The following is an 18,130-nucleotide window of genomic DNA, read 5'->3' as shown; positions in this document are numbered from 1 at the left end:
TCACAACGCGGCAAAGCTTAACGATCTCGCCGGTCGGCACGACGTCGCGGCTGCGTTCTGTGCATATTTATCAACAATTTAGAACCAAATCGCGCCAATTGACCGCAGTTCATGCAATTTCCGCATGGCGGACCCAAGCAATGCTGCATTGCAAAAAGGCAGCTGCTGCCCGATATAGCAATCACGGTTGTTCGGAACGGGCTCTGCTATCTCCTCCCGGCATCGAGTTCGTTTCAGCCGTTCCCCTCTGAGATGTTTGGCGTTTGAGCCGGATGTTTCAAACTTTCAAGGCCGGCTCCCTCACGGGACGCCGGCCCTTTTTTTGGCTCTTCGCGGGCGAGCCCGATGCGCGGGGTCGATCCCAGCCTGCCTCAGGATGCGAATTTCCGCGCCACTCCTGCAAACTGGTCGATGAAACCCTGCAGGAACTTGCGGGTCTTCTCATCGGTGATCTCGTGCCGGTCGTCGATCAGCCCTTCCTTGAAGGTCACGAAGACCTGCCCGCCCAGCACGGCGCCCGCAAGATTCGTCATGATCATGCGCAGATGCTGCTGCGCCACCGCCGTGCCGATCGCCCCGCCGCTGGTTCCCGTGACGGCGATCAGCTTGCCGGCCCAGGCGTTCTTGCCGTGGGGCCGCGAGGCGAAGTCGATCGCGTTCTTCAGCGCCGCGGGGATCGAACGGTTGTGCTCCGGCGTCACGATCAGAATGGCGTCCGCCGCCGCGATCTCGCCCTTGAGCCGGTCCGCCTGCGCCGGCCAGGAGCCCTCCGCTTCGAGATCCTGGCTGTAGAGCGGCAGATCGTCGATCCGAACGAAGCTGGTCTCGAACGCCTCGGCGCCGAGCTTGGCCAGCGCTTCCGCCAGCTTGCGGTTGATCGAGTCGCGTCGGTTGCTACCGACGACGATGGCGAGCTTCGGTTTGGCCATGGAGGTCCTCTAGGCATGGGGGTCTAGAGCGGAAGCTAGGCGCTCCGCGCGGCATCGTGCAAGCCGCCGACACCGTCTGCCAAAGCAACCTCGTCCGTCCTCTCGGGTTCCCTGCCCGCTCAGCCCGCCTTCGGCCGCGCCGCCAGCGGCAAGGCATCGAACAGGCCCGGAAGCGGGCTGGTCCGCGCCTTCTCGATCGTCAGCATCCGAAGCTTCGTCTCGACGCCGCCATCCGCCGAGAAGCCGCCGGTCTTGCCGCCGGCGGCAAGGACGCGATGGCAGGGAACAATCGGCGCGAACGGGTTCTGCCCCAGCGCGACGCCGACCGCCCGTGCGGCGCCGGGCTCTCCGATCCGGGCGGCGACTTCGCCATAGGTCAGCGTCTCGCCGGGCGGAATGGCGAGCGCCACCTCATAGACCCTGCGGTTGAACGCCGGCACGCTGGCGAGATCGATCGGGAGATGCGAGAGGTCGCGCGGCTCGCCGGCGAGCAGCGCCGTGATGTCGGCGATGGCGGCTTCGGCGAAATCGGGAGGCGGGGCCTCGCTCGCCTGCGGGAAGCGCCGTGTCAGACGCTGTCGCGCGGTCTCCTCGTCCTTCTCGGGAAGCTGCGCCCCGATGATCCGCCCGCCCTGCCAGACCAGCGCGCAACTGCCGATGGCGGTGTCGAAGAGGCGGAAGTGCTGCATGGCTTCACCTTAGGCCAGCACGCATGGACGCGTCACCCTCGTCATTGCGAACGCCGCGAAGGAATCCAGGGGCGGCAGCGCCATCTACGCCGTCCTGGATCGCTTCGTCGCTTCGCTCCTCGCAGTCACGCCTGGGCCCCACGGGCGCTCACATGAAGAGCTTCTCGCCCTCGAGCCCCTTGTAGAGGTCTGCGACCTGCTCGCCATAACCGTTGAACAGCAGCGTCGGCTTGCGGTCGCGCGTGCCCAGCACCTGCTCGCTCGCCTGGCTCCAGCGCGGATGGTGGACCTGCGGGTTCACATTGGCCCAGAAGCCGTATTCCGAGGATTGCAGCCCCTCCCAGAACGTCTTCGGCCGCTCGGCGACGAAGCTGATCTTGGTGATCGATTTGACCGATTTGAACCCGTACTTCCAGGGCACGATCAGTCGGATCGGCGCACCATGCTGCGTCGGGATCGGCTTGCCGTAGATGCCGGTGACGAGCAGCGGCAGTTCGTTGGTTGCCTCCGCGATGGTCAACCCCTCGGTGTAGGGCCAGGGATACCAGCGTTGCGATTGGCCGGGCGCCACGCGCGGATTCAGGAAGGTCTCGAAGCGGATGTACTTCGCGCCAGAGAGCGGCTTGGCGAATTCGACGAACGCCTTCAGCGGAATGCCGGTCCACGGGACGGCCATCGACCAGGCCTCGACGCAGCGGAAGCGATACAGACGCTCCTCCAGCGGCAGCTTTCGGACGAGGTCGTCGAAGCCGATCTCGAGCGACTTCTCGACCAGGCCGTCGATCGCGATCGTCCAGGGCCGTGTCACCAGTCGCTTGGACGAGGCGACGATGTCCTTGGAGGTTCCGAACTCGTAGAAGTTGTTGTAGTTCGCCGCGTCCTCCTCTTCCGTCAGTGGTCGGTCGAGCGTGTAGGCGGCATTTCTCTTGGCCGGGTACAGGTCGGCGGTCGGATCCGGCCCCTGCGCCAACGCTCCCAGAGGCAGGGCTGACCCGGCGATCAGCCCGGCGCCGCCCGCCAGGAAGCTGCGGCGGTTCAGGAAAGCGGCTTCCGGCGTGGCCTGGCTCTCGGGCAGTTCCCAGCCGGCACGGTGTTTGATCAGCATCGACGGACATGCTCCGTTTGAGATGCCGGGACACTGCGCCCGCCTCCCTGAACGCGCAAGTCACGAGCGGGAGAGGTGGCGACGCGTCATGGTCGGCCTTGAGCCGACCATCTCGTACCACTCCGCGACCTAGCTGCTCGGGCTGAGCCCGAGCATGACGGAACAGGCTCAGCCGCGCGCTTCGAGCGCCTTGACGATCGCCTGGCCCATCTCGGTGGTCGAGACGGCGTTGGCGCCGGGGGCGGCGATGTCCTTGGTGCGGGTGCCGGAGCCTAGCACATCGGCAATCGCGCCCTCGAGCCGGTCGGCCGCCTCGCCAGCGCCGAAGGAATAGCGCAGCGCCATCGCAAAGGAGCCGATCATCGCGATCGGGTTCGCCAGCCCCCTGCCGGCGATGTCGGGCGCCGAGCCGTGGACGGGCTCGTAGAGCGCCTTGCGCTTGCCGGTGGCCGGGTCCTCTGCGCCGAGCGAGGCGGAGGGCAGCATGCCGAGCGAACCGGTCAGCATCGCCGCGATGTCGGACAGGATGTCGCCGAACAGGTTGTCGGTGACGATGACGTCATACTGCTTCGGCCAGCGCACGAGCTGCATGGCGCAGTTGTCGGCGAGCACATGCTCGAGCTCGACATCCGCATATTCCTTCGCATGCAGCGCCGTGACCGTCTGCTTCCAGAGCACGCCGGTCTTCATGACGTTGTGCTTCTCGGATGAGGAAACCTTGTTGCGGCGGGTGCGCGCCAGCTCGAAGGCGACGCGGCAGATCCGCTCGATCTCCGGCGTCGTGTAAAGCTGCGTGTCGATGCCGCGCTTGGAGCCGTCCTCGAGCGTCACGATCTCCTTCGGCTCGCCAAAATAGACGCCACCGGTCAGCTCGCGCACGATCAGGATGTCGAGGCCCTCGACGACCTCCTGCTTCAGCGACGACGCCGAGGCCAGCGCCGGATAGCAGATCGCCGGACGCAGGTTCGCGAACAGGCCGAGTTCCTTGCGCAGGCGCAGCAGGCCGGCTTCCGGTCGGTGCTGATACGGAACATCGGCCCATTTCGGTCCGCCGACCGCGCCGAACAGCACAGCGTCGGCCTGCTGGGCGAGCTTCATGTCGCCTTCCGAGATCGCCTGCTTGTGGGCGTCATAGGCCGCGCCGCCGACGAGCCCCTTCTCGATTTCGAAGGAGGCCAGCCCCTGCTTGCCGAACCAGGAGACGATGGTCTCGACCTGGCTCATCACCTCGGGGCCGATGCCGTCGCCGGGAAGCATTAGGAGCTTGTGGGTCGCCATGGTCGTCGCCTCGCGAATTGTTCTTGGATCGATCCGGCCGTCACGGCCTTGCGCGGCTGATTACGGTCGGAAACGAGGCGAGGCAAGCACATCGCCGCAATCCAGCCCCGCTTGGGCGGCCTGCCAACGGTATTTGCGGGCTTCGTTGCCAAGGATCGCGACCTGTCAGAGCCGCGACGCACGATCGGAGGAACACGGGCTGACGCTACGCACGCCAGCCCGGCCAGGTCTTTCAGGCGGCCCTTTCAGCGCCTCAGGCCCTCTTTTCCATGTTCCAGAAGAACTGCACCGGCGAGAGCACCATGCCGGTCAGGCTCTTGCGGTAGGCCATCGGCTGTTGCACCAGCCGGGCCGGCACATAAGGTACGAACTCGAAGGCGCGACGTTCCAGGGACGCAGCAATCTCCTTCTGCTTGCCCGCGTCGGGCTCGCCGATCCACTGCTCGCGCAGGCTCTCGATCTGCGGATCGTCAGGCCAGCCAAACTAGGCCGTGCCGCCATTGGCGCGGATCAGGGGATGCAGCGCCGGGTAGAGCGTGTCGGCGCAGGACCACAGCGTAGGGAAACACGACCAGCCGCCCAGCTCCGCCAGGCCGCGATTGGCGCGTCGTCCGATGAAGCTCGCCCATTCGGTGGCGACGAGTTCGGCGTTCATGCCGAGCCTCTTGAACAGGTCCTCTGTGATGAGGCACTGCTGATACGCGATCGGCTGGTCGCCCGGCGCGAGCAGGATGATCTTCTCGCCCTTGTAGCCGGCCTCCTTGAGCATGGCCTTGGCCTTCTCGAGGTTGCCCTGCATCGCACCAGCGCCGCCGGTCCCCGTCGACATCGGCGCGCCCGGCGTGAAGAAGGTCTTGGCCTCCTTGTAGTAATCCTTGTTGCCGACCACGGCCTCCATGTAGTCGGTCTGGTTGATCGCCATCATCACCGCGCGCCGGATGGCGGGATTGTTGAAGGGCGGCTTCATCTGGTTGAAGCGCATCAGCAGGAACAGCCCGAGCGGCACGTTCTCGATCGCGATGACCTTGTTGCCCTTCAGCACAGGCAGCAGATCGGCGGGCGGCTACTCGTACCAGTCGACCTCGCCCTGCATCAGCGCACCGACCACCGCGGATGCCTCCGTGAGTGCAACCCATTCGATCCGGTCGATCTTGGCGACCTTGCGCGCGGCCGCGATCCTGCAATTGAGCAAGAGATATACCAGTTCGGTCAATCAGGGACGGGTCACGCCGTCCGGGTCAGCCGCGCCGTCACCTCGATCTCGACCTTCATTTCCGGCTTGAGCAGCCCGGAGACGACGTAGATCCCCGCAGCCGGGCGGATTTCGCCGAACACCTCGCCGCAGACCGTCAGCACCGGCTCGCAATAGCTCCGGTCGGTCACGAAATACTGCGCCCGCACGACGCCCGCCAGCGAGGAGCCTGCTTCCGCTAGCACGGCATCCAGAGTGCGGAAGATGTTGCGCGCCTGCATGGCAACATCCTCCGGCAGCGTCATGGTGACGTAGTCATAGCCGGTCGTGCCGGAGACGAAGACGAGATCGCCGTCGATCACCGCCCGCGAGTAGCCGAATGCCGTTTCGAATGGCGAGCCGGTTGAGATGAGGCGACGGTTCATGGAGATCCTCCGAGAAAAGGCGCAGTCCATTGCAGCGACTGCAGGGTACGAAGCCCCTGGTCGGAAGTGACGCCGTCCTTCGCCAGAAGCGGCAGAGGACGCCACCCGTTTTCTGGGGAGGTTCAGACCCGCCCGCTCTTGAGTGCCCGCAGCACCTTCTCGCCGGGCCTCCCGGTCTGCGGCATGCCGATCCGGGCCTCGACTTCCTTGATCGCAGCCCGCGTCAGCGATCCGACAGCACCGTCGGGCTCGCCGACATTGTAGCCCCGCGCGATCAACAGGCGCTGCAGCTCGCGGCGCTGCTCGCGGGAGAGCGGCAGGTCGTCCGTCGGCCAGTCGCCCTGGACACCGGGCCGCCCGCGCAGGCGGTCGGACAGGAGGGAGATGGCCAGCGCGTATGAATCAGCACCGTTGTAGCTGTAAGCCGCGTCGTAGTTCTTGAAGACCAGGAAGGCCGGACCGTTGCGCCCCGCCGGCATCAGCAACCCGGCATTGCCGGAGCCGGTCAGCGCCGAACCGTCGAACTTGACGATGCCGCGCCCTGCCCAGGACGAGACCGGCTGCTTGGGATTTCGCCCCGTCGGACCGGAATAGCCGTTCGGCACGCGGACCTCGTAGCCCCAGGTCGCGCCCGTCACCCAGCCGGCCTTGTCCATGAAGTTCGCCGTGGAATGCAGCGCATCGGGAATCGAGTCGACGAGATCGCGCCGCCCATCGCCATCGCCATCGACGGCGAGGCGAAGATAGGTCGAGGGGATGAACTGGGTATGGCCGAAGGCCCCGGCCCAGGAGCCGAACAGCCGTTCCGGCCGGACGTCGCCGCGCTGGATGATCTGCAGCGTCGCGATCAGCTCGCCCTTGAAGAAGGCGTTGCGGCGCGGCGCGAGGCAGGCCCCGGTCGACAGCGCCTGTACCAGCGGCATCTTGCCCCGCGCCTTGCCGAAATCGCTCTCGACACCCCAGACCGCCAGGATGGTGTGACGATCGACGCCGAAGCGCTGCTCGGCGGCCGCCAGCGTCGCGCCGTGTTGTCGAAGCATGGCACGGCCTTCCGCAACCTTCTCCTCGTCGACGAGCGTGCCGAGATAGTCCCAGATCGGAGTCTTGAACTCCGGCTGGTTGTTCATCGCCTCGATCACCTTCATGTCCGGCTCGACGCCGGCCATGGCGCGGTCAAAGGTTGCCGTCGACACGCCCTTGGCGGCGGCCTCCGAGCGCAGGCCCGACAGGCAGGACTGGAAATTGCCCTGCGCCGAAGCGGCCGAGGCAAGCAGGATGAGGGGAAAGGCCAATGTGGTTGCGCGCATGGTCTCCACCGAATCGCAGGAATGACGCGAAACTAGGGCGCCGCGGTTAAGGGAGGTTAACCATCGCGGATTTGCAGCGCTCAGCGCCGAATCCGACTAAGAGGATGAACCTCGCACTGGATTCGCCGATGTCGACAGCCTCGATCGAATTTCTCGGCTTCGCGGCCGCGGCACTGACCAGCCTGTCCTGGCTGCCGCAGGCCTGGCGCACCGTGCGCACCCGCGACACCCGCGCGATTTCGCTCTGGACCCAGTCGCTCTTCGCGCTCGGCACCGTGCTGTGGCTGACATATGGGCTTCAGATCGGTTCCTGGCCGGTCATCCTGGCGAATTCGCTGACGCTGGTCCTCGTCTCGATGATCGTGATGATGAAACTGCGCTTCGGCTGAGAACGGCCACCGCATTCCCTGCCATCGCTCGCGAAAGCCCCGGCATGCCCTCCATCACCGCCGCCCATGTCCTGCCGGTCCTGATGCTGATCGGCTCGAACGTCTTCATGACCTTCGCCTGGTACGGGCATCTCAGCTACAAGAGCAGCGCGATCCTGCTCGCGATCCTCGCGAGCTGGATGATCGCATTGCCGGAATACATGCTGGCCGTGCCTGGCAACCGCATCGGCGCGGCCGTCTATTCGACCGCCGAGCTGAAGACGATGCAGGAGGTCATCACCCTGACCGTCTTCGCGGGCTTCTCGGTGTTCTGGCTGAAGGAGGCCCTGACTTGGAACCACGCGATCGGCTTCGCCCTGATCGCGGCGGGCGCCTTCTTCATCTTCCAGGCGAAAGCCTGACAACCGCACGAGCAAGCGCAATTGGGGTCCGCACGGATGGACAGGCCAGCGAACATCCCCCCCTCCGGCCACCCGGCGGTCGAGACCTATCTTGCCGGCGGCTATGATGGCGTCGTCGGCATGTCCTCGCGCTTCGCCGCCGCGATCTGCGCAAGGCTGCTGCGGCTGCAGACGGAGGAAGGCGTGAAGGGCCCGATCGCCGAGATCGGCGCCTTCGAGGGCCGCTTCTTCATCACGCTCGCCCATGCGCTGGAGCCCGACGAGATCGCGCTGGCACTCGACATCTTCGAGTGGCCCGATCCGGGCGTCGAGCAGCGCTTCGAGGCCAACTGCGCCCGGCACGGAATCGGCCCCGAGCGGCGCCGGACGATCAAGGGCGATGCCGGCGCGATGGCCCCGAAGGACCTGCTCGCCCATGCGGCTGGCGCGCGGCTGCGCTTCATCCATATCGACGGAGAGCATTCGCGCACGGCGCTGTGGAAGGATCTGGCCCTCGCCACCGCCTGCCTCGCCGAAGGCGGGCTGATCGTCCTCGACGACATGCTCCACCCCGGCTATCCGACATTGATGGTCGCGGTGCAGGCCTATCTCGAGGCCAACCCCGAGATCGTTCCGCTCTGCGTCATTGACCGCGAGACCATCGTCGGCGCGACCAAGTTCGTGCTCTGCCAGCGCGCCTGGTTCGAGCGCTACCAGAGCCGGCTCCTGGAGATCTACAAGGACTGGATCTGGCCGCTCGGCGCCGATTTCGAGCCGCATTGGTGCCTGGTGCTGTCGCAGGACACGAGACTGGCCGAGATCATTTGACCGCCCCTACCGCGCCGGCCTGACCTGTAGCACCTTCCCGTCGGCCGCATCGCTCAGCAGGTAGAGGAATCCATCCGGCCCCTGCCGCACATCGCGGATGCGCTGGCCAAGATCGGCGAGGAGGCGCTCCTGCCCGGTGACGCTCTCCCCTTGCGTTGAGAGCCTGACCAGCATCTGGCCGGCGAGTGCGCCGACGAACAGCGAGTTCTTCCAGGCCGGCCAGACCGGCCCTGTGTAGAAGGCTGCGCCCGACGGTGCGATCGACGGGTCCCAATAGAACAGCGGCTGCTCCATGCCGGCCTTGGTCGTGCCCTCGCCGATCTTCGCGCCGGAATAGTCGATGCCGTAGGTGATGACCGGCCAGCCATAATTGCGCCCGGCCTTGGGTGTGTTGACCTCATCGCCGCCGCGCGCACCGTGCTCGGCGGTCCAGAGCTGGCCCGTCTCGGGATGGAGCGCAGCGCCCTGGACGTTGCGATGGCCGATCGACCAGATCTCGGGCTGCCAGCCTTGGATCTTCGGGTTATCGGCGGGCGCGCCGCCCTGCGGGCTGATCCGCATGACCTTGCCGATATGGTTGGCGGGGCTCTGCGCCTGCTCACGCTGGCTGTAGCGATCGCCCACCGTGACGAAGAGCGCACCGGAGCGGTCGAACACCAGCCGCGAACCGAAATGCATCGTGCTGTTGACCGTGGGCATCTGCTGGAAGATCACCTTCGTGCCTTCCAAAGCCGTGCCGCGCTCGTTCAGGCGGGCGCGAGCGACGCTGGTGCCGCTGCCACCGGCACGCGGCTCCGAGAAGGACAGGTAGATCGTCCGGTTCTGGGCGAAGCCGGGATCAATCACCACGTCGAGCAGCCCGCCCTGCCCACGCGCCGCGACATTGGGAACGCCCGCGATCGGCGCCGACAGCTTGCCATCCGCCCCGATCAGCCTGAGCCGCCCCGGTCGCTCCGTGACCAGCATGCGTCCGTCGGGCAGGAAGGCCAGTCCCCACGGGTTCTCGAGGCCGCTCGCCACCGTCTCGACGGCGAGATCGCCGGCGCTCGACGGAAAGCGCTGCTGGGCGACGGCCGGAGCCGCCGCAAGCGCGGCACAGAGCGACAGGATGGTGGTGGAAATCCGCATGGTCTGGCTGCTCCGGCAGATTAAGGGTGCACCGGAGATAGGCACGCATGCGAGCCGCACCAACCGAGGAAGCCGCGTCCCGCGGCCACGAAGGCGCCCAGCCGGGTCAGGTCTTGGCGAAAGCGGGCGCTTGGGCAGCAGGGCGCGGCTCGTAGCGTTCGGCCGTGCGCGGCGCCAGCACACGCCGGGCAAGGACATGAGCGAGCGCCGCGATCGCCAGCCCGGCGAGCACATCGATGAAGTAATGTCCGCCATCGATCGGCGTCGCCACGATCATCGCGGCGTTCAGCACGAAGAATGGCCAGCGCAGCAAGGGATGGCTCCAGGCAGCCAGGAGCATGATGAGCCCGAGCGCAGCGTGATAGGACGGGAAGGTGATGATCCCGTGCGTCTGTCTCGTGTCGAACACGAATGCTTCGCCCGAATGCAGCGCAAGCACATGGGGCAGGTGGACCAGCCCGGCGGCAGGACGAAGGTTAGGATAATCCGCCGGCGTGAGCTTGAGAAACTCGAAGATCGAGACCGCCGGCATCAGGCCCGACAGCACGACCGTCACGACCCCGGCCATGATCATCGCCAGGATCATGCTGCGCGCCGCCATGCCGCGCCCGCAGAAGCAGAGCAACAGCGTCAGGACGAGGCCCTGATGCATGTAGGTCTTGTAGGCGAAGGTAAGCGGCGGCGCGAGCCAGGCGTTGCGATCGAGCCAGCCCAGCATGGCCCGCCAGTCAAGCCCCAGCGCGAGGTCGAGCCGGTGGAAGGCTGCGTCCTGCATCGGGAAACCCAGCGTGACCACGAGATAGGAGGCCAGAGCCGTCGCGGGGGGGAACGCCAGGCTTTGGCCCATGCAGTCCAATGCGGCGGCGATTTTCGGATCGGAGCGCCGGCGGGCATAGTATCGGCCGGCTCCGGCGAGCGCGAGACCGACGGCGAACGGCGCGGTGAACGGCAGCGGTTCGATCGTCACATTCGTGAACGGCACCGCGAGCAGCACAACCGCAAGGAGGCCGAAGATCGTCCGCCACACGATCCGGGAGGCTCGCTCCGCCGCCCGCTCATCTGTCCCGCCCAGCATCGACCGCCGCTCTCCACTGCCACGGGCGCCACTGTCGCCGGCAGAGGTTTGCGTACGGTCAACGCGATTGGTTAAAGATCGCAGTATTTCGAAGGACGCCCGGCAGGTGGGCGTCCTTCTGCATCAAATCAGGATGCTTGCAGGCAGTGCCGTCACTCCGGCTTCACGCCCGCAGCCTTGATGATGTTTTCCCACACCGCGATTTCCTGGAGATGGTAAGGCCGGAACGCCACGGGATCGCGGAGCTTCATGGTGAAGCCGAGCTTCAGGATCGCATCGCGAACGGCCGGCTTGGCGAGTGAAGCCAGGATCGCCTTCGACAGCGTATCGAGCACCGGTGTGGGGGTCCCTGCCGGCGCGAAGAAGGCAGCCCAGGAATCGGCGTCGGCGTTGCTCACGCCCTGCTCGCGCAGCGTCGGGACATCCTTGGCATTCGGGTTGCGCTCGGGGCTTGCGATCGCAAGCGCGCGCAGGGTGCCGGCGTTGATCTGCTCAAGCACGCTCGGCAGCGTCGAGTTGGCGATGTCGATGCGCCCGCCAATGATCTCCTGCACCAGCGGCGCGGCGCCGCGGAACGGCACATGCGTCATCTTGATGCCGGTGCGCTGCATGAACAGCTCCATCGCGAGATGCGAGCCGGACCCGACGCCGGTCGAGCCGTAGTTGAGCTTGTCGGGATCGGCCTTGGCGAGCGCGATCAGCTCCTTGATGTCCTTGGCCGGCAGGTCGTTGCGCACCACGAAGGCGTGCTCGAAGGCGCCGACACCGGCGAGCGGCGCGAAATCCTTGACCGCGTCGTAGCCCGGCTCCTTCAGCAGGAACATGTTGTTCCCGTGCGTCTGGTTGTTGCCGAAGACGATCGTATGGCCATCGGCCGGGCCATGCGCGACGGCGCGCGTGCCGACGGCACCCGAGGCCCCGGCCCGGTTGTCGACCACGACGTTCTGGCCGATCGAACCCGACAGGTCCTGGGCGACGAAGCGTGCGATCGCGTCGGTCGGCCCGCCCGCCGGATAGGGCACGACGATGGTGATCGGCTTGCTCGGGAAGCTCTGCGCGCGCACGAGCGAAGGAGCGAAAACGGCGCCAGCCATCAGGCCGAGCGTGGAGCGGCGGGTCAACGACATGAGATTCCTCCCGGACGGCCCGATCTGTGACGGGCTTGCCGGGACCATTAAGGAGAAAGGCGTTCTCCGTAAAGCTCTTGGCGCAGCATGCCGATGCTTCAGCCGACGGTGAAACCCGCGCGCTTCAGGCGCTGGATCGCGAGATCGAGCGCCTGCAGGAAGGCCGAGCGGTCCTTCGGCGAAAAGGGCTTCGGCCCACCGCTCGCCGCGCCCATCGCGCGCAGGTCCTCCATCATGTCGCGTGTCGCCAGCGCCATGCCGATCGAGGCTTCCGTGAAGGGCTTCCCGGTTGGGCCGATGACTTCGGCGCCGGCCTTGATGCAGCGGTCTGCCAGCGGGATGTCTGAGGTCACGACGATCGCCCCGCGCGCGACCCGCTCGGCGATCCAGTCATCAGCCGCGTCGAACCCGCCAGAAACCACCACGCGCTCGATCCATGGCTCGCGCGGCAGCGCCATGTAGCTGTTGGCGACGACGAAGACGCGCAGGCGATGACGCTCGGCCACCTTGAAGACCTCGGCCTTCACCGGACAGGCGTCGGCATCGACATAGATCGTGATCGGCGGGCTCTTGTCGGTAGGTGCAGGTTCCATCGGTGCAGCCATGGCAGCGCCGAAGCAGCGGCGCAACACGCCTATACCGCCTTTATATCTTCGCATTGCGCCCGGAATGGCATTCCTACGCGGTCCAAACCTACATCACCTTCATCGATGGAGGTTCCCCATGACCATGCTTGTCGGCCCCGCCCAAAGCCGCGAATTGCGGCGCGCCCGGGCCGTCTACCGCACGATGCGGACGACGCGCAGCAGCACAACGAACGATGCCGACTCCCTGCTCGCGGAGCTGGCGATGCTCGCTGGCTTCCTGGCCATCGTAGCGGGCGTGCTTGCGTTGCGCGTCTGGCTGCACGTGCCAGGCCTCTGAGAGCACGGCTCGATATGGGCCAGCATCGCGCGCTTCGGACACGACTCGACTGCAAGAGCCATCTCTTCCTCGTCGGCCGCTCGCAAACTGGATTCTGGGTCGCTCGCGACCTCGAGGGGCTGTCGGAGGGCATCTTCCGCGACAAGAAGGCAGCCATCCGCTTCGCCCTCTTCGAGGGTGGCCATGCCAATGCCGTGATGCTGTCGCCTGACGGCGTCGAGCCGAGCTTTGGCCAAGGCCCACACTGACATGTCCCGCGACGACATGGCCGACCGTCAGGCACGGCGGCTGCACAGGGACCTCTCCGCCATTCTGTTCTCGGCGGCGGGGGCCCTGATCGACCAGTACCATTCGGTCGGAATCGGCGATCCCGCCGACATCGCGCGCCGGCTGAACCGACGGGGCTTCCCCTGTTTCGGCCGCGGCCGCTGGACCGCCGGCGCCGTCAAGGCCGTGCTGCGTCGCCAGACCCGCGAGGCCATGGCCGGCGAGGACGACGCGGACGCCTGCCCGGTGCCGGTCGTCTCGTCACGCACCTTCGCGTCTGAGCAGCGTCGGGCAAGCTGACTGCCGCTCCAATTCGCATTGCTTCTGGCAATGATCAATCACTCTGGCTTGCGATGGGCCGCCATGAGTCCTAAACCACGCGCGCGCCAGCCAGGCGCGAGCCCAGTCCGCTCCCGGAGAACAGTCCCATGGCCTTTCTTGCCGACGCCCTGAATCGCGTGAAGCCGTCTGCGACCATCACCATCACGCAGAAGGCGCGCGATCTGAAAGCGCAGGGTAAGGACGTGATCTCGCTCTCCGTCGGCGAGCCCGATTTCGACACGCCCGACAACATCAAGGAAGCGGCGATCGCCGCCATCCGTCGTGGCGAGACGAAGTACACGCCGGTCTCCGGCATCCCGCAGCTGCGCGAGGCGATCACGCGCAAGTTCAAGCGCGAGAACGGCCTCGACTACAAGCCGAGCCAGGTCATCGTCTCGACCGGCGGCAAGCACGTCATCTACAACGCCCTGCTCGCCACGCTGAATCCGGGCGACGAGGTTATCTGCGTCTCGCCCTACTGGGTCTCCTACCCCGAGATGGTGGCGCTTTGCGGCGGCACCGCGACCTTCGCCGAGACGAAGATCGAGAACGAGTTCAAGCTCCAGCCGGAGGAACTCGAGCGCGCCATCACGCCGAAGACCAAGTGGGTGATCCTGAACTCGCCCTCGAACCCGTCCGGCGCCGCCTATAGCCGCGCCGAGATGAAGAAGCTCACCGACGTCCTGATGCGCCACCCCCATGTCTGGGTGCTGACCGACGACATGTACGAGCATCTCGTCTATGGCGATTTCGAGTTCGTGACCCCGGCCCAGGTCGAGCCCGGCCTCTATGACCGGACGCTGACCATGAACGGCGTCTCGAAGTCCTACGCCATGACCGGCTGGCGCATCGGCTACGCGGCCGGCCCGCAGCACCTGATGAACGCCATGGACCTCGTCCAGGGCCAGCAGACCTCGGGTACCTCGGCGATCTCGCAATGGGCCGCAGTCGAGGCTCTTGACGGCACGCAGGACCACTTGCCCGTCTTCAAGAAGGCCTTCGAACGCCGTCGCGACCTCGTCGTCTCCATGCTGAACCAGACCCGCGGCCTTGTCTGCCCGAAGCCTGAGGGCGCCTTCTACGTCTATCCCGACTGCTCCGCCCTGATCGGCAAGACGATGCCGAACGGCAAGAAGATCGAGACCGACGAAGACCTCGTCATGGGCATCCTCGAGGCGGAGGCCGTCGCCGCCGTGCACGGCTCCTCCTTCGGCCTCGGCCCGAACTTCCGCATCTCCTATGCCACCTCGGACGAGAAGCTGGAGGAGGCCTGCCGCCGCATCCAGCGCTTCTGCGCCGAGCTGCGTTGATCGCTTGGGCAGCCGGCCGCTCATGCCGCCGGCTGCCATGCATGATGACGGCATGACCTTGCAAGAGCAGCGCGCCCTGATGCTGTCAGGGCGGATGTATAACGACCTGACCCCTGAGCTGGTCGCCGCCCGCGCCCGCGCTGTCGGCCTGACCGACGCCTATAATCGCAGCTTCGGCCAGACGCAGCAGGAGCGCGAGGCGCTGCTGCGCGGCTTCCTCGCCGCCGTCGGTACCGGCGCGCATTTCGAACCGAGCTTCCGCTGCGAGTTCGGCTTCAACATCCGCATCGGCCAGCGCTTCTATGCGAATTTCGACTGCGTCATGCTGGATGGCGGCGAGATCACCATCGGCGACGATGTGCTGTTCGGCCCCCGCGTCGGGCTCTACACCTCGAACCACGCCATCGACAGGCTCGAACGCGCCGCAGGCGGCTGCTACGCCAAGCCGATCACGATCGGCAACGCCGTCTGGGTCGGCGGCCATGTCCAGATCAACCAGGGCGTGACGATCGGCGACGGCGCGATCATTGGCTCCGGCAGTGTCGTGACCCGCGACGTCCCGGCCGGCGTGATCGCGGCCGGCGTACCCTGCCGCGTCCTGCGCGAGATCACCGACGCCGACAAGACGGGATTCCGGCCCTGACGGGGGCGCCGCGATGCCACACCACATCGCTCCCGCGGGCGCGGGTGCGTCGCTTACCCATGAGAGCGCTCATCAAGCCGTTCGTGCTGCTGATCGGGCTGACCGGCTTCGCCCATGGCCAGACCGCCGAGGGCTCGCTGAGCGCGCGTGAAGCTCACGTGGCAGCCAATGCCGGCAGGATCGTCCTGATCGATGTGCGCACGCCCGAGGAATGGCGCGACACCGGCCTGCCACAAGGCGCGGTCGCGCTCGATGCCGAGACACCGGGCTTCGAGGTCAGGCTGGCGGGGCTGCGGCTCGACCATCGCGGCAAGCGCATCGCCCTGATCGACCGCGGGGGTGCGCTGAGCTCTTCGCTGCGCGCCAAGCTCGCCGGCCGCGGCTGGCGCGATGTCGTGTCAGTGCGCGGGGGCATGCTCGGCCCGGGCGGCTGGCTTGCCGAGAAGCTGCCGGTGGCGGCTTATCCCTGAGTCTTCAGCAGGTCCGGCCGGCGCTCGCGCGTGATGCGTTCGGCCTCGGCCCGCCGCCATTTCGCGATCCGGGCATGATCGCCGGACAGCAGTGCCTCGGGCAGCCCCCTGCCTTCCCATTCGCGCGGTCGGGTGTAATGCGGATATTCGAGCAGGCCGTTCTCGAAGCTCTCATCCTGTCCGGACAGTTCCTTGCCCATCACGCCGGGAATCAGGCGCACACAGGCATCGAGCACGACCATCGCTGCCATCTCGCCGCCGGAGAGGATGTAGTCGCCGATCGAGATCTCGGTCAGCCCGCGCCCCTCGATCACACGCTCATCGACCCCCTCGAAGCGGCCGCAGACGATCACGACGCCCTCGCCCGCCACCCATTCGCGCACCTGGCGTTGCGCCAGTGGCCGTCCACGCGGCGACATCAGCAGGCGCGGGCGCGCGTCGTCTGCAGGAACCGCGGCATCGATGGCCGCCGCGAGCACATCGCAGCGCAGCACCATGCCCGCCCCGCCCCCGGCCGGGTTGTCGTCGACATTGCGGTGCCGGCCGATGCCATGGTCGCGAATCTGATGCGTCTCCAGCGACCATAATCCCTTGCGAAGCCCCTCGCCCGCCAGCGAAGCGCCGAGCGGGCCTGGAAACATCTCGGGATAGAGCGTGAGGACGGAAGCGCGGAAACTCATGCCGCAGCAAAGCGCAGCGCCGGCAGCTCGTCCAGCGCGGCGAAATCCTTCGCGCTGGCGATGACGTTGCCATAGGCAGCGAACGCATCGGCGCTCAGCATGGTCAGGATCGCGACCGCGCGCATGCCCGCGCGCCGTGCTGCCTCGACGCCAAGCGGCGCATCCTCAAACACCAGGCAGGTTTCCGGCGCGACCTTCATCCGCTCGGCAGCGCCGAGGAACAGGTCGGGATGCGGCTTGCCGCGAAAGCCCTGGCTCGGCGCGATGATCGTGGCGAAGCGCGCCCTGATGCCCAGCGTATCCAGCACCACATCGATGTTGGCCGGCGGCGCGGCGGAGGCCACCGCCATCGGGATGCCGGCGGCATCGGCCCGGTCCATCAATGCGAGCAGACCTTCCAGCGGTGCAACATGCGGGCGATAGCTTTCGCGATAGAGCGCTTCCTTGGCCTCGCCTAGGCGAGCGACCTCGTCGGCATCCACATCGGGAAAATGGGGACCGACGATCTCGCCAACCGCCATGCCGGCCGTATTGGTGAAGAAGCTCGCCCTGTCAAAGGGCAATCCATGCCCGACATGCCAGCTTTCCCAAGCATCGTCGTGGAAGCGCATATTGTCGACGATGGTACCATCCATGTCGAAGATCAGGGCTCCAGCAGGCGCACTACTCGTCATCTTCGGCCTCGAACAGACCTTCGGGCGGAACCGCCTCGATGCGCCGGCCGGAGATGTCGATGCGCGGCGCGAAGGCCTTGGTGAAGGGCATCAACACCGAGCGGCCGTCGGGCAGGGCAATGTCGAGCAGATCGCCGGCGCCGTAGTTCTCGACCGCCGTGACGGTGCCGAGCGTCGCGCCATCGGGACCGATGACGGCGCAGCCGATCAGGTCGGCCTGGAGGAACTCGTCCTCGTCATCGGGCTCGGGGATCTGGTCGCGTGCCACGAACAACTGCACGCCGTTCAGGCTTTCCGCAGCCTCGCGGCTGGTGACGCCCTTCAGCCGGGCGACCACCACCTCCTTGGCGGGGCGGACATCGGCGATTTCGAAGCGGCGCCCCTTGTCGTCCGACAAGGGGCCGTAGTCCGCGATCGCCAGAGGATCGCCGGTGAAGGTCTTGATCCGGACCTCACCCTTGATCCCATGCGCGGCGCCGATGACGCCGAGCAGCACGAGCGTATCGTCAACGGCCATGCACCGTCATGCTCGGGCTCGACCCGAGCATCCCCTGCCGGAGGTTTTCGGGCCGAAGCAAAGCTTCGCCCGAGAATGACGCGCAAGCCGTGATCCGCATCACGCCTCGGCTTCGGCCGGGGCGGCGCTCTTGGCGGCCTTCTTCTCGGCGCGCTCCTTGGCCTTCTCGCCGGGAACGCCCTTGTTCGGGTTGTTGCGGGCCGGGCGCTTGGTCAGGCCGGCAGCATCGAGGAAGCGCAGCACGCGGTCGGTCGGCTGCGCGCCCTTCGCGAGCCAGTCCTTGGCCTTTTCGAGATCGAGCACGACGCGCTCGGCCGAATCCTTGGCCTTCATCGGGTCATAGGAGCCAATCTTCTCGATGAAGCGGCCATCGCGCGGCGAGCGGGCGTCGGCGACGACGATGCGGTAGTACGGGCGCTTCTTGGCGCCGCCACGGGTCAGGCGGATCTTGAGGGACATTCTCTTCTTCCTT

General features: G+C 66.5%; 25 protein-coding genes. 9 read left to right on the top strand and 16 right to left on the bottom strand.

Translation table 11 applies throughout. The annotated features are described in order from the left end of the window. Positions 1 to 371: 371 nt before the first annotated feature. The 8 genes from VGN82_RS23295 to VGN82_RS23260 all read right to left on the bottom strand — a co-directional run bounded on the left by VGN82_RS23295 (position 372) and on the right by VGN82_RS23260 (position 6,925). Positions 372 to 929, bottom strand: coding sequence for an NADPH-dependent FMN reductase (locus VGN82_RS23295; RefSeq protein WP_327529461.1), 558 nt, complete (start codon positions 927 to 929; stop codon positions 372 to 374). A gap of 119 nt (positions 930 to 1,048) precedes the next feature. Beyond that, the gene (locus VGN82_RS23290; RefSeq protein ID WP_327529460.1) at positions 1,049 to 1,618 is read right to left on the bottom strand and encodes a methylated-DNA--[protein]-cysteine S-methyltransferase; all 570 of its coding nucleotides are present in this window, start codon (positions 1,616 to 1,618) and stop codon (positions 1,049 to 1,051) included. Between the two features lie 148 nt (positions 1,619 to 1,766). Further along, entirely contained in the window at positions 1,767 to 2,723 is a 957-nt protein-coding gene (gene msrP / locus VGN82_RS23285) for a protein-methionine-sulfoxide reductase catalytic subunit MsrP (RefSeq protein ID WP_327529459.1), read from the bottom strand. Positions 2,724 to 2,891: 168 nt separating this feature from the next. Further along, positions 2,892 to 4,001: a 3-isopropylmalate dehydrogenase gene (gene leuB / locus VGN82_RS23280; protein WP_327529458.1), complete on the bottom strand. Its 1,110-nt coding sequence runs from the start codon at positions 3,999 to 4,001 to the stop codon at positions 2,892 to 2,894. A 484-nt stretch (positions 4,002 to 4,485) separates the two neighbouring features. Then, positions 4,486 to 5,049, bottom strand: coding sequence for an ABC transporter substrate-binding protein (locus VGN82_RS23275; protein ID WP_327529936.1), 564 nt, complete (start codon positions 5,047 to 5,049; stop codon positions 4,486 to 4,488). A gap of 15 nt (positions 5,050 to 5,064) precedes the next feature. Then, the gene (locus tag VGN82_RS23270) at positions 5,065 to 5,214 is read right to left on the bottom strand and encodes a hypothetical protein (RefSeq protein WP_327529457.1); all 150 of its coding nucleotides are present in this window, start codon (positions 5,212 to 5,214) and stop codon (positions 5,065 to 5,067) included. Between the two features lie 11 nt (positions 5,215 to 5,225). After that, positions 5,226 to 5,618 carry a RidA family protein gene (locus tag VGN82_RS23265; RefSeq protein ID WP_327529456.1) on the bottom strand — a complete coding sequence of 131 codons (393 nt, stop codon included), beginning with the start codon at positions 5,616 to 5,618 and terminating at the stop codon, positions 5,226 to 5,228. Positions 5,619 to 5,740: 122 nt separating this feature from the next. Beyond that, positions 5,741 to 6,925: a lytic murein transglycosylase gene (locus tag VGN82_RS23260; RefSeq protein WP_327529455.1), complete on the bottom strand. Its 1,185-nt coding sequence runs from the start codon at positions 6,923 to 6,925 to the stop codon at positions 5,741 to 5,743. A gap of 128 nt (positions 6,926 to 7,053) precedes the next feature. Here VGN82_RS23260 and VGN82_RS23255 point away from each other — a divergent pair, with 128 nt between their 5' ends. The 3 genes from VGN82_RS23255 to VGN82_RS23245 are packed head-to-tail and all read left to right on the top strand — an operon-like array spanning position 7,054 to position 8,522. Then, a complete protein-coding gene (locus VGN82_RS23255) occupies positions 7,054 to 7,314 on the top strand; it encodes a SemiSWEET transporter (protein WP_327529454.1) in 261 nt (86 codons plus the stop codon). A 44-nt stretch (positions 7,315 to 7,358) separates the two neighbouring features. Continuing rightward, positions 7,359 to 7,715 carry a DMT family protein gene (locus VGN82_RS23250; protein ID WP_327529453.1) on the top strand — a complete coding sequence of 119 codons (357 nt, stop codon included), beginning with the start codon at positions 7,359 to 7,361 and terminating at the stop codon, positions 7,713 to 7,715. A 36-nt stretch (positions 7,716 to 7,751) separates the two neighbouring features. Then, positions 7,752 to 8,522, top strand: coding sequence for a class I SAM-dependent methyltransferase (locus tag VGN82_RS23245; RefSeq protein ID WP_327529452.1), 771 nt, complete (start codon positions 7,752 to 7,754; stop codon positions 8,520 to 8,522). A 6-nt stretch (positions 8,523 to 8,528) separates the two neighbouring features. On the opposite strand, the gene VGN82_RS23240 is transcribed toward VGN82_RS23245, so the two are convergent. From VGN82_RS23240 to VGN82_RS23225, 4 genes are all read right to left on the bottom strand, one after another. Then, positions 8,529 to 9,650 (bottom strand): PQQ-dependent sugar dehydrogenase, encoded by a 1,122-nt coding sequence (locus tag VGN82_RS23240; RefSeq protein WP_327529451.1) that lies wholly within the window; start codon positions 9,648 to 9,650, stop codon positions 8,529 to 8,531. A 106-nt stretch (positions 9,651 to 9,756) separates the two neighbouring features. Next, complete coding sequence (locus tag VGN82_RS23235; protein WP_327529450.1) at positions 9,757 to 10,725, bottom strand: phosphatase PAP2 family protein; 969 nt, start codon at positions 10,723 to 10,725, stop codon at positions 9,757 to 9,759. Between the two features lie 152 nt (positions 10,726 to 10,877). Further along, complete coding sequence (locus tag VGN82_RS23230; protein WP_327529449.1) at positions 10,878 to 11,852, bottom strand: Bug family tripartite tricarboxylate transporter substrate binding protein; 975 nt, start codon at positions 11,850 to 11,852, stop codon at positions 10,878 to 10,880. Between the two features lie 98 nt (positions 11,853 to 11,950). Next, a complete protein-coding gene (locus tag VGN82_RS23225) occupies positions 11,951 to 12,445 on the bottom strand; it encodes a YaiI/YqxD family protein (protein WP_327529448.1) in 495 nt (164 codons plus the stop codon). Between the two features lie 130 nt (positions 12,446 to 12,575). On the opposite strand from VGN82_RS23225, the gene VGN82_RS23220 reads away from it, so the two are divergent. The 6 genes from VGN82_RS23220 to VGN82_RS23195 all read left to right on the top strand — a co-directional run bounded on the left by VGN82_RS23220 (position 12,576) and on the right by VGN82_RS23195 (position 15,787). Further along, on the top strand, positions 12,576 to 12,776 hold the full coding sequence (locus VGN82_RS23220; RefSeq protein WP_327529447.1) for a hypothetical protein: 201 nt from the start codon (positions 12,576 to 12,578) through the stop codon (positions 12,774 to 12,776). A gap of 14 nt (positions 12,777 to 12,790) precedes the next feature. Beyond that, positions 12,791 to 13,024: a hypothetical protein gene (locus VGN82_RS23215; RefSeq protein ID WP_327529446.1), complete on the top strand. Its 234-nt coding sequence runs from the start codon at positions 12,791 to 12,793 to the stop codon at positions 13,022 to 13,024. Between the two features lies 1 nt (position 13,025). Further along, entirely contained in the window at positions 13,026 to 13,343 is a 318-nt protein-coding gene (locus tag VGN82_RS23210; protein ID WP_327529445.1) for a hypothetical protein, read from the top strand. 128 nt (positions 13,344 to 13,471) lie between these two features. Then, a complete protein-coding gene (locus VGN82_RS23205; protein ID WP_327529444.1) occupies positions 13,472 to 14,674 on the top strand; it encodes a pyridoxal phosphate-dependent aminotransferase in 1,203 nt (400 codons plus the stop codon). A gap of 52 nt (positions 14,675 to 14,726) precedes the next feature. After that, positions 14,727 to 15,317 (top strand): sugar O-acetyltransferase, encoded by a 591-nt coding sequence (locus VGN82_RS23200; RefSeq protein WP_327529443.1) that lies wholly within the window; start codon positions 14,727 to 14,729, stop codon positions 15,315 to 15,317. Positions 15,318 to 15,376: 59 nt separating this feature from the next. Further along, positions 15,377 to 15,787, top strand: coding sequence for a rhodanese-like domain-containing protein (locus VGN82_RS23195; RefSeq protein ID WP_327529442.1), 411 nt, complete (start codon positions 15,377 to 15,379; stop codon positions 15,785 to 15,787). On the opposite strand, the gene trmD is transcribed toward VGN82_RS23195, so the two are convergent. The 4 genes from trmD to rpsP all read right to left on the bottom strand — a co-directional run bounded on the left by trmD (position 15,778) and on the right by rpsP (position 18,117). Continuing rightward, positions 15,778 to 16,467, bottom strand: coding sequence for a tRNA (guanosine(37)-N1)-methyltransferase TrmD (trmD, locus tag VGN82_RS23190; RefSeq protein WP_327529441.1), 690 nt, complete (start codon positions 16,465 to 16,467; stop codon positions 15,778 to 15,780). The genes VGN82_RS23195 and trmD overlap by 10 nt on opposite strands. After that, positions 16,464 to 17,141 (bottom strand): HAD family hydrolase, encoded by a 678-nt coding sequence (locus tag VGN82_RS23185; RefSeq protein ID WP_327529440.1) that lies wholly within the window; start codon positions 17,139 to 17,141, stop codon positions 16,464 to 16,466. Before VGN82_RS23185 ends, trmD begins: the two co-directional genes overlap by 4 nt. Beyond that, the gene (gene rimM, locus VGN82_RS23180; protein ID WP_327529439.1) at positions 17,131 to 17,658 is read right to left on the bottom strand and encodes a ribosome maturation factor RimM; all 528 of its coding nucleotides are present in this window, start codon (positions 17,656 to 17,658) and stop codon (positions 17,131 to 17,133) included. Before rimM ends, VGN82_RS23185 begins: the two co-directional genes overlap by 11 nt. 99 nt (positions 17,659 to 17,757) lie before the next feature. Next, entirely contained in the window at positions 17,758 to 18,117 is a 360-nt protein-coding gene (gene rpsP / locus VGN82_RS23175; protein WP_327529438.1) for a 30S ribosomal protein S16, read from the bottom strand. Between the last annotated feature and the right edge of the window lie 13 nt (positions 18,118 to 18,130).

The sequence above is a fragment of the Allobosea sp. genome (assembly GCF_035999205.1).
Lineage (GTDB): Bacteria > Pseudomonadota > Alphaproteobacteria > Rhizobiales > Beijerinckiaceae > Allobosea.
This window is presented reverse-complemented; position numbering and strand designations above follow the sequence as displayed.

Coding starts and splice junctions, on each gene's coding strand:
- VGN82_RS23295 (WP_327529461.1), bottom strand. CDS start 929: ATGGCCAAACCGAAGCTCGCCATCGTCGTCGGTAGCAACCGACGCGAC.
- VGN82_RS23290 (WP_327529460.1), bottom strand. CDS start 1,618: ATGCAGCACTTCCGCCTCTTCGACACCGCCATCGGCAGTTGCGCGCTG.
- msrP (WP_327529459.1), bottom strand. CDS start 2,723: ATGCTGATCAAACACCGTGCCGGCTGGGAACTGCCCGAGAGCCAGGCC.
- leuB (WP_327529458.1), bottom strand. CDS start 4,001: ATGGCGACCCACAAGCTCCTAATGCTTCCCGGCGACGGCATCGGCCCC.
- VGN82_RS23265 (WP_327529456.1), bottom strand. CDS start 5,618: ATGAACCGTCGCCTCATCTCAACCGGCTCGCCATTCGAAACGGCATTC.
- VGN82_RS23260 (WP_327529455.1), bottom strand. CDS start 6,925: ATGCGCGCAACCACATTGGCCTTTCCCCTCATCCTGCTTGCCTCGGCC.
- VGN82_RS23255 (WP_327529454.1), top strand. CDS start 7,054: ATGTCGACAGCCTCGATCGAATTTCTCGGCTTCGCGGCCGCGGCACTG.
- VGN82_RS23250 (WP_327529453.1), top strand. CDS start 7,359: ATGCCCTCCATCACCGCCGCCCATGTCCTGCCGGTCCTGATGCTGATC.
- VGN82_RS23245 (WP_327529452.1), top strand. CDS start 7,752: ATGGACAGGCCAGCGAACATCCCCCCCTCCGGCCACCCGGCGGTCGAG.
- VGN82_RS23240 (WP_327529451.1), bottom strand. CDS start 9,650: ATGCGGATTTCCACCACCATCCTGTCGCTCTGTGCCGCGCTTGCGGCG.
- VGN82_RS23235 (WP_327529450.1), bottom strand. CDS start 10,725: ATGCTGGGCGGGACAGATGAGCGGGCGGCGGAGCGAGCCTCCCGGATC.
- VGN82_RS23230 (WP_327529449.1), bottom strand. CDS start 11,852: ATGTCGTTGACCCGCCGCTCCACGCTCGGCCTGATGGCTGGCGCCGTT.
- VGN82_RS23225 (WP_327529448.1), bottom strand. CDS start 12,445: ATGGAACCTGCACCTACCGACAAGAGCCCGCCGATCACGATCTATGTC.
- VGN82_RS23220 (WP_327529447.1), top strand. CDS start 12,576: ATGACCATGCTTGTCGGCCCCGCCCAAAGCCGCGAATTGCGGCGCGCC.
- VGN82_RS23215 (WP_327529446.1), top strand. CDS start 12,791: ATGGGCCAGCATCGCGCGCTTCGGACACGACTCGACTGCAAGAGCCAT.
- VGN82_RS23210 (WP_327529445.1), top strand. CDS start 13,026: ATGTCCCGCGACGACATGGCCGACCGTCAGGCACGGCGGCTGCACAGG.
- VGN82_RS23205 (WP_327529444.1), top strand. CDS start 13,472: ATGGCCTTTCTTGCCGACGCCCTGAATCGCGTGAAGCCGTCTGCGACC.
- VGN82_RS23200 (WP_327529443.1), top strand. CDS start 14,727: ATGACCTTGCAAGAGCAGCGCGCCCTGATGCTGTCAGGGCGGATGTAT.
- VGN82_RS23195 (WP_327529442.1), top strand. CDS start 15,377: ATGAGAGCGCTCATCAAGCCGTTCGTGCTGCTGATCGGGCTGACCGGC.
- trmD (WP_327529441.1), bottom strand. CDS start 16,467: ATGAGTTTCCGCGCTTCCGTCCTCACGCTCTATCCCGAGATGTTTCCA.
- VGN82_RS23185 (WP_327529440.1), bottom strand. CDS start 17,141: ATGACGAGTAGTGCGCCTGCTGGAGCCCTGATCTTCGACATGGATGGT.
- rimM (WP_327529439.1), bottom strand. CDS start 17,658: ATGGCCGTTGACGATACGCTCGTGCTGCTCGGCGTCATCGGCGCCGCG.
- rpsP (WP_327529438.1), bottom strand. CDS start 18,117: ATGTCCCTCAAGATCCGCCTGACCCGTGGCGGCGCCAAGAAGCGCCCG.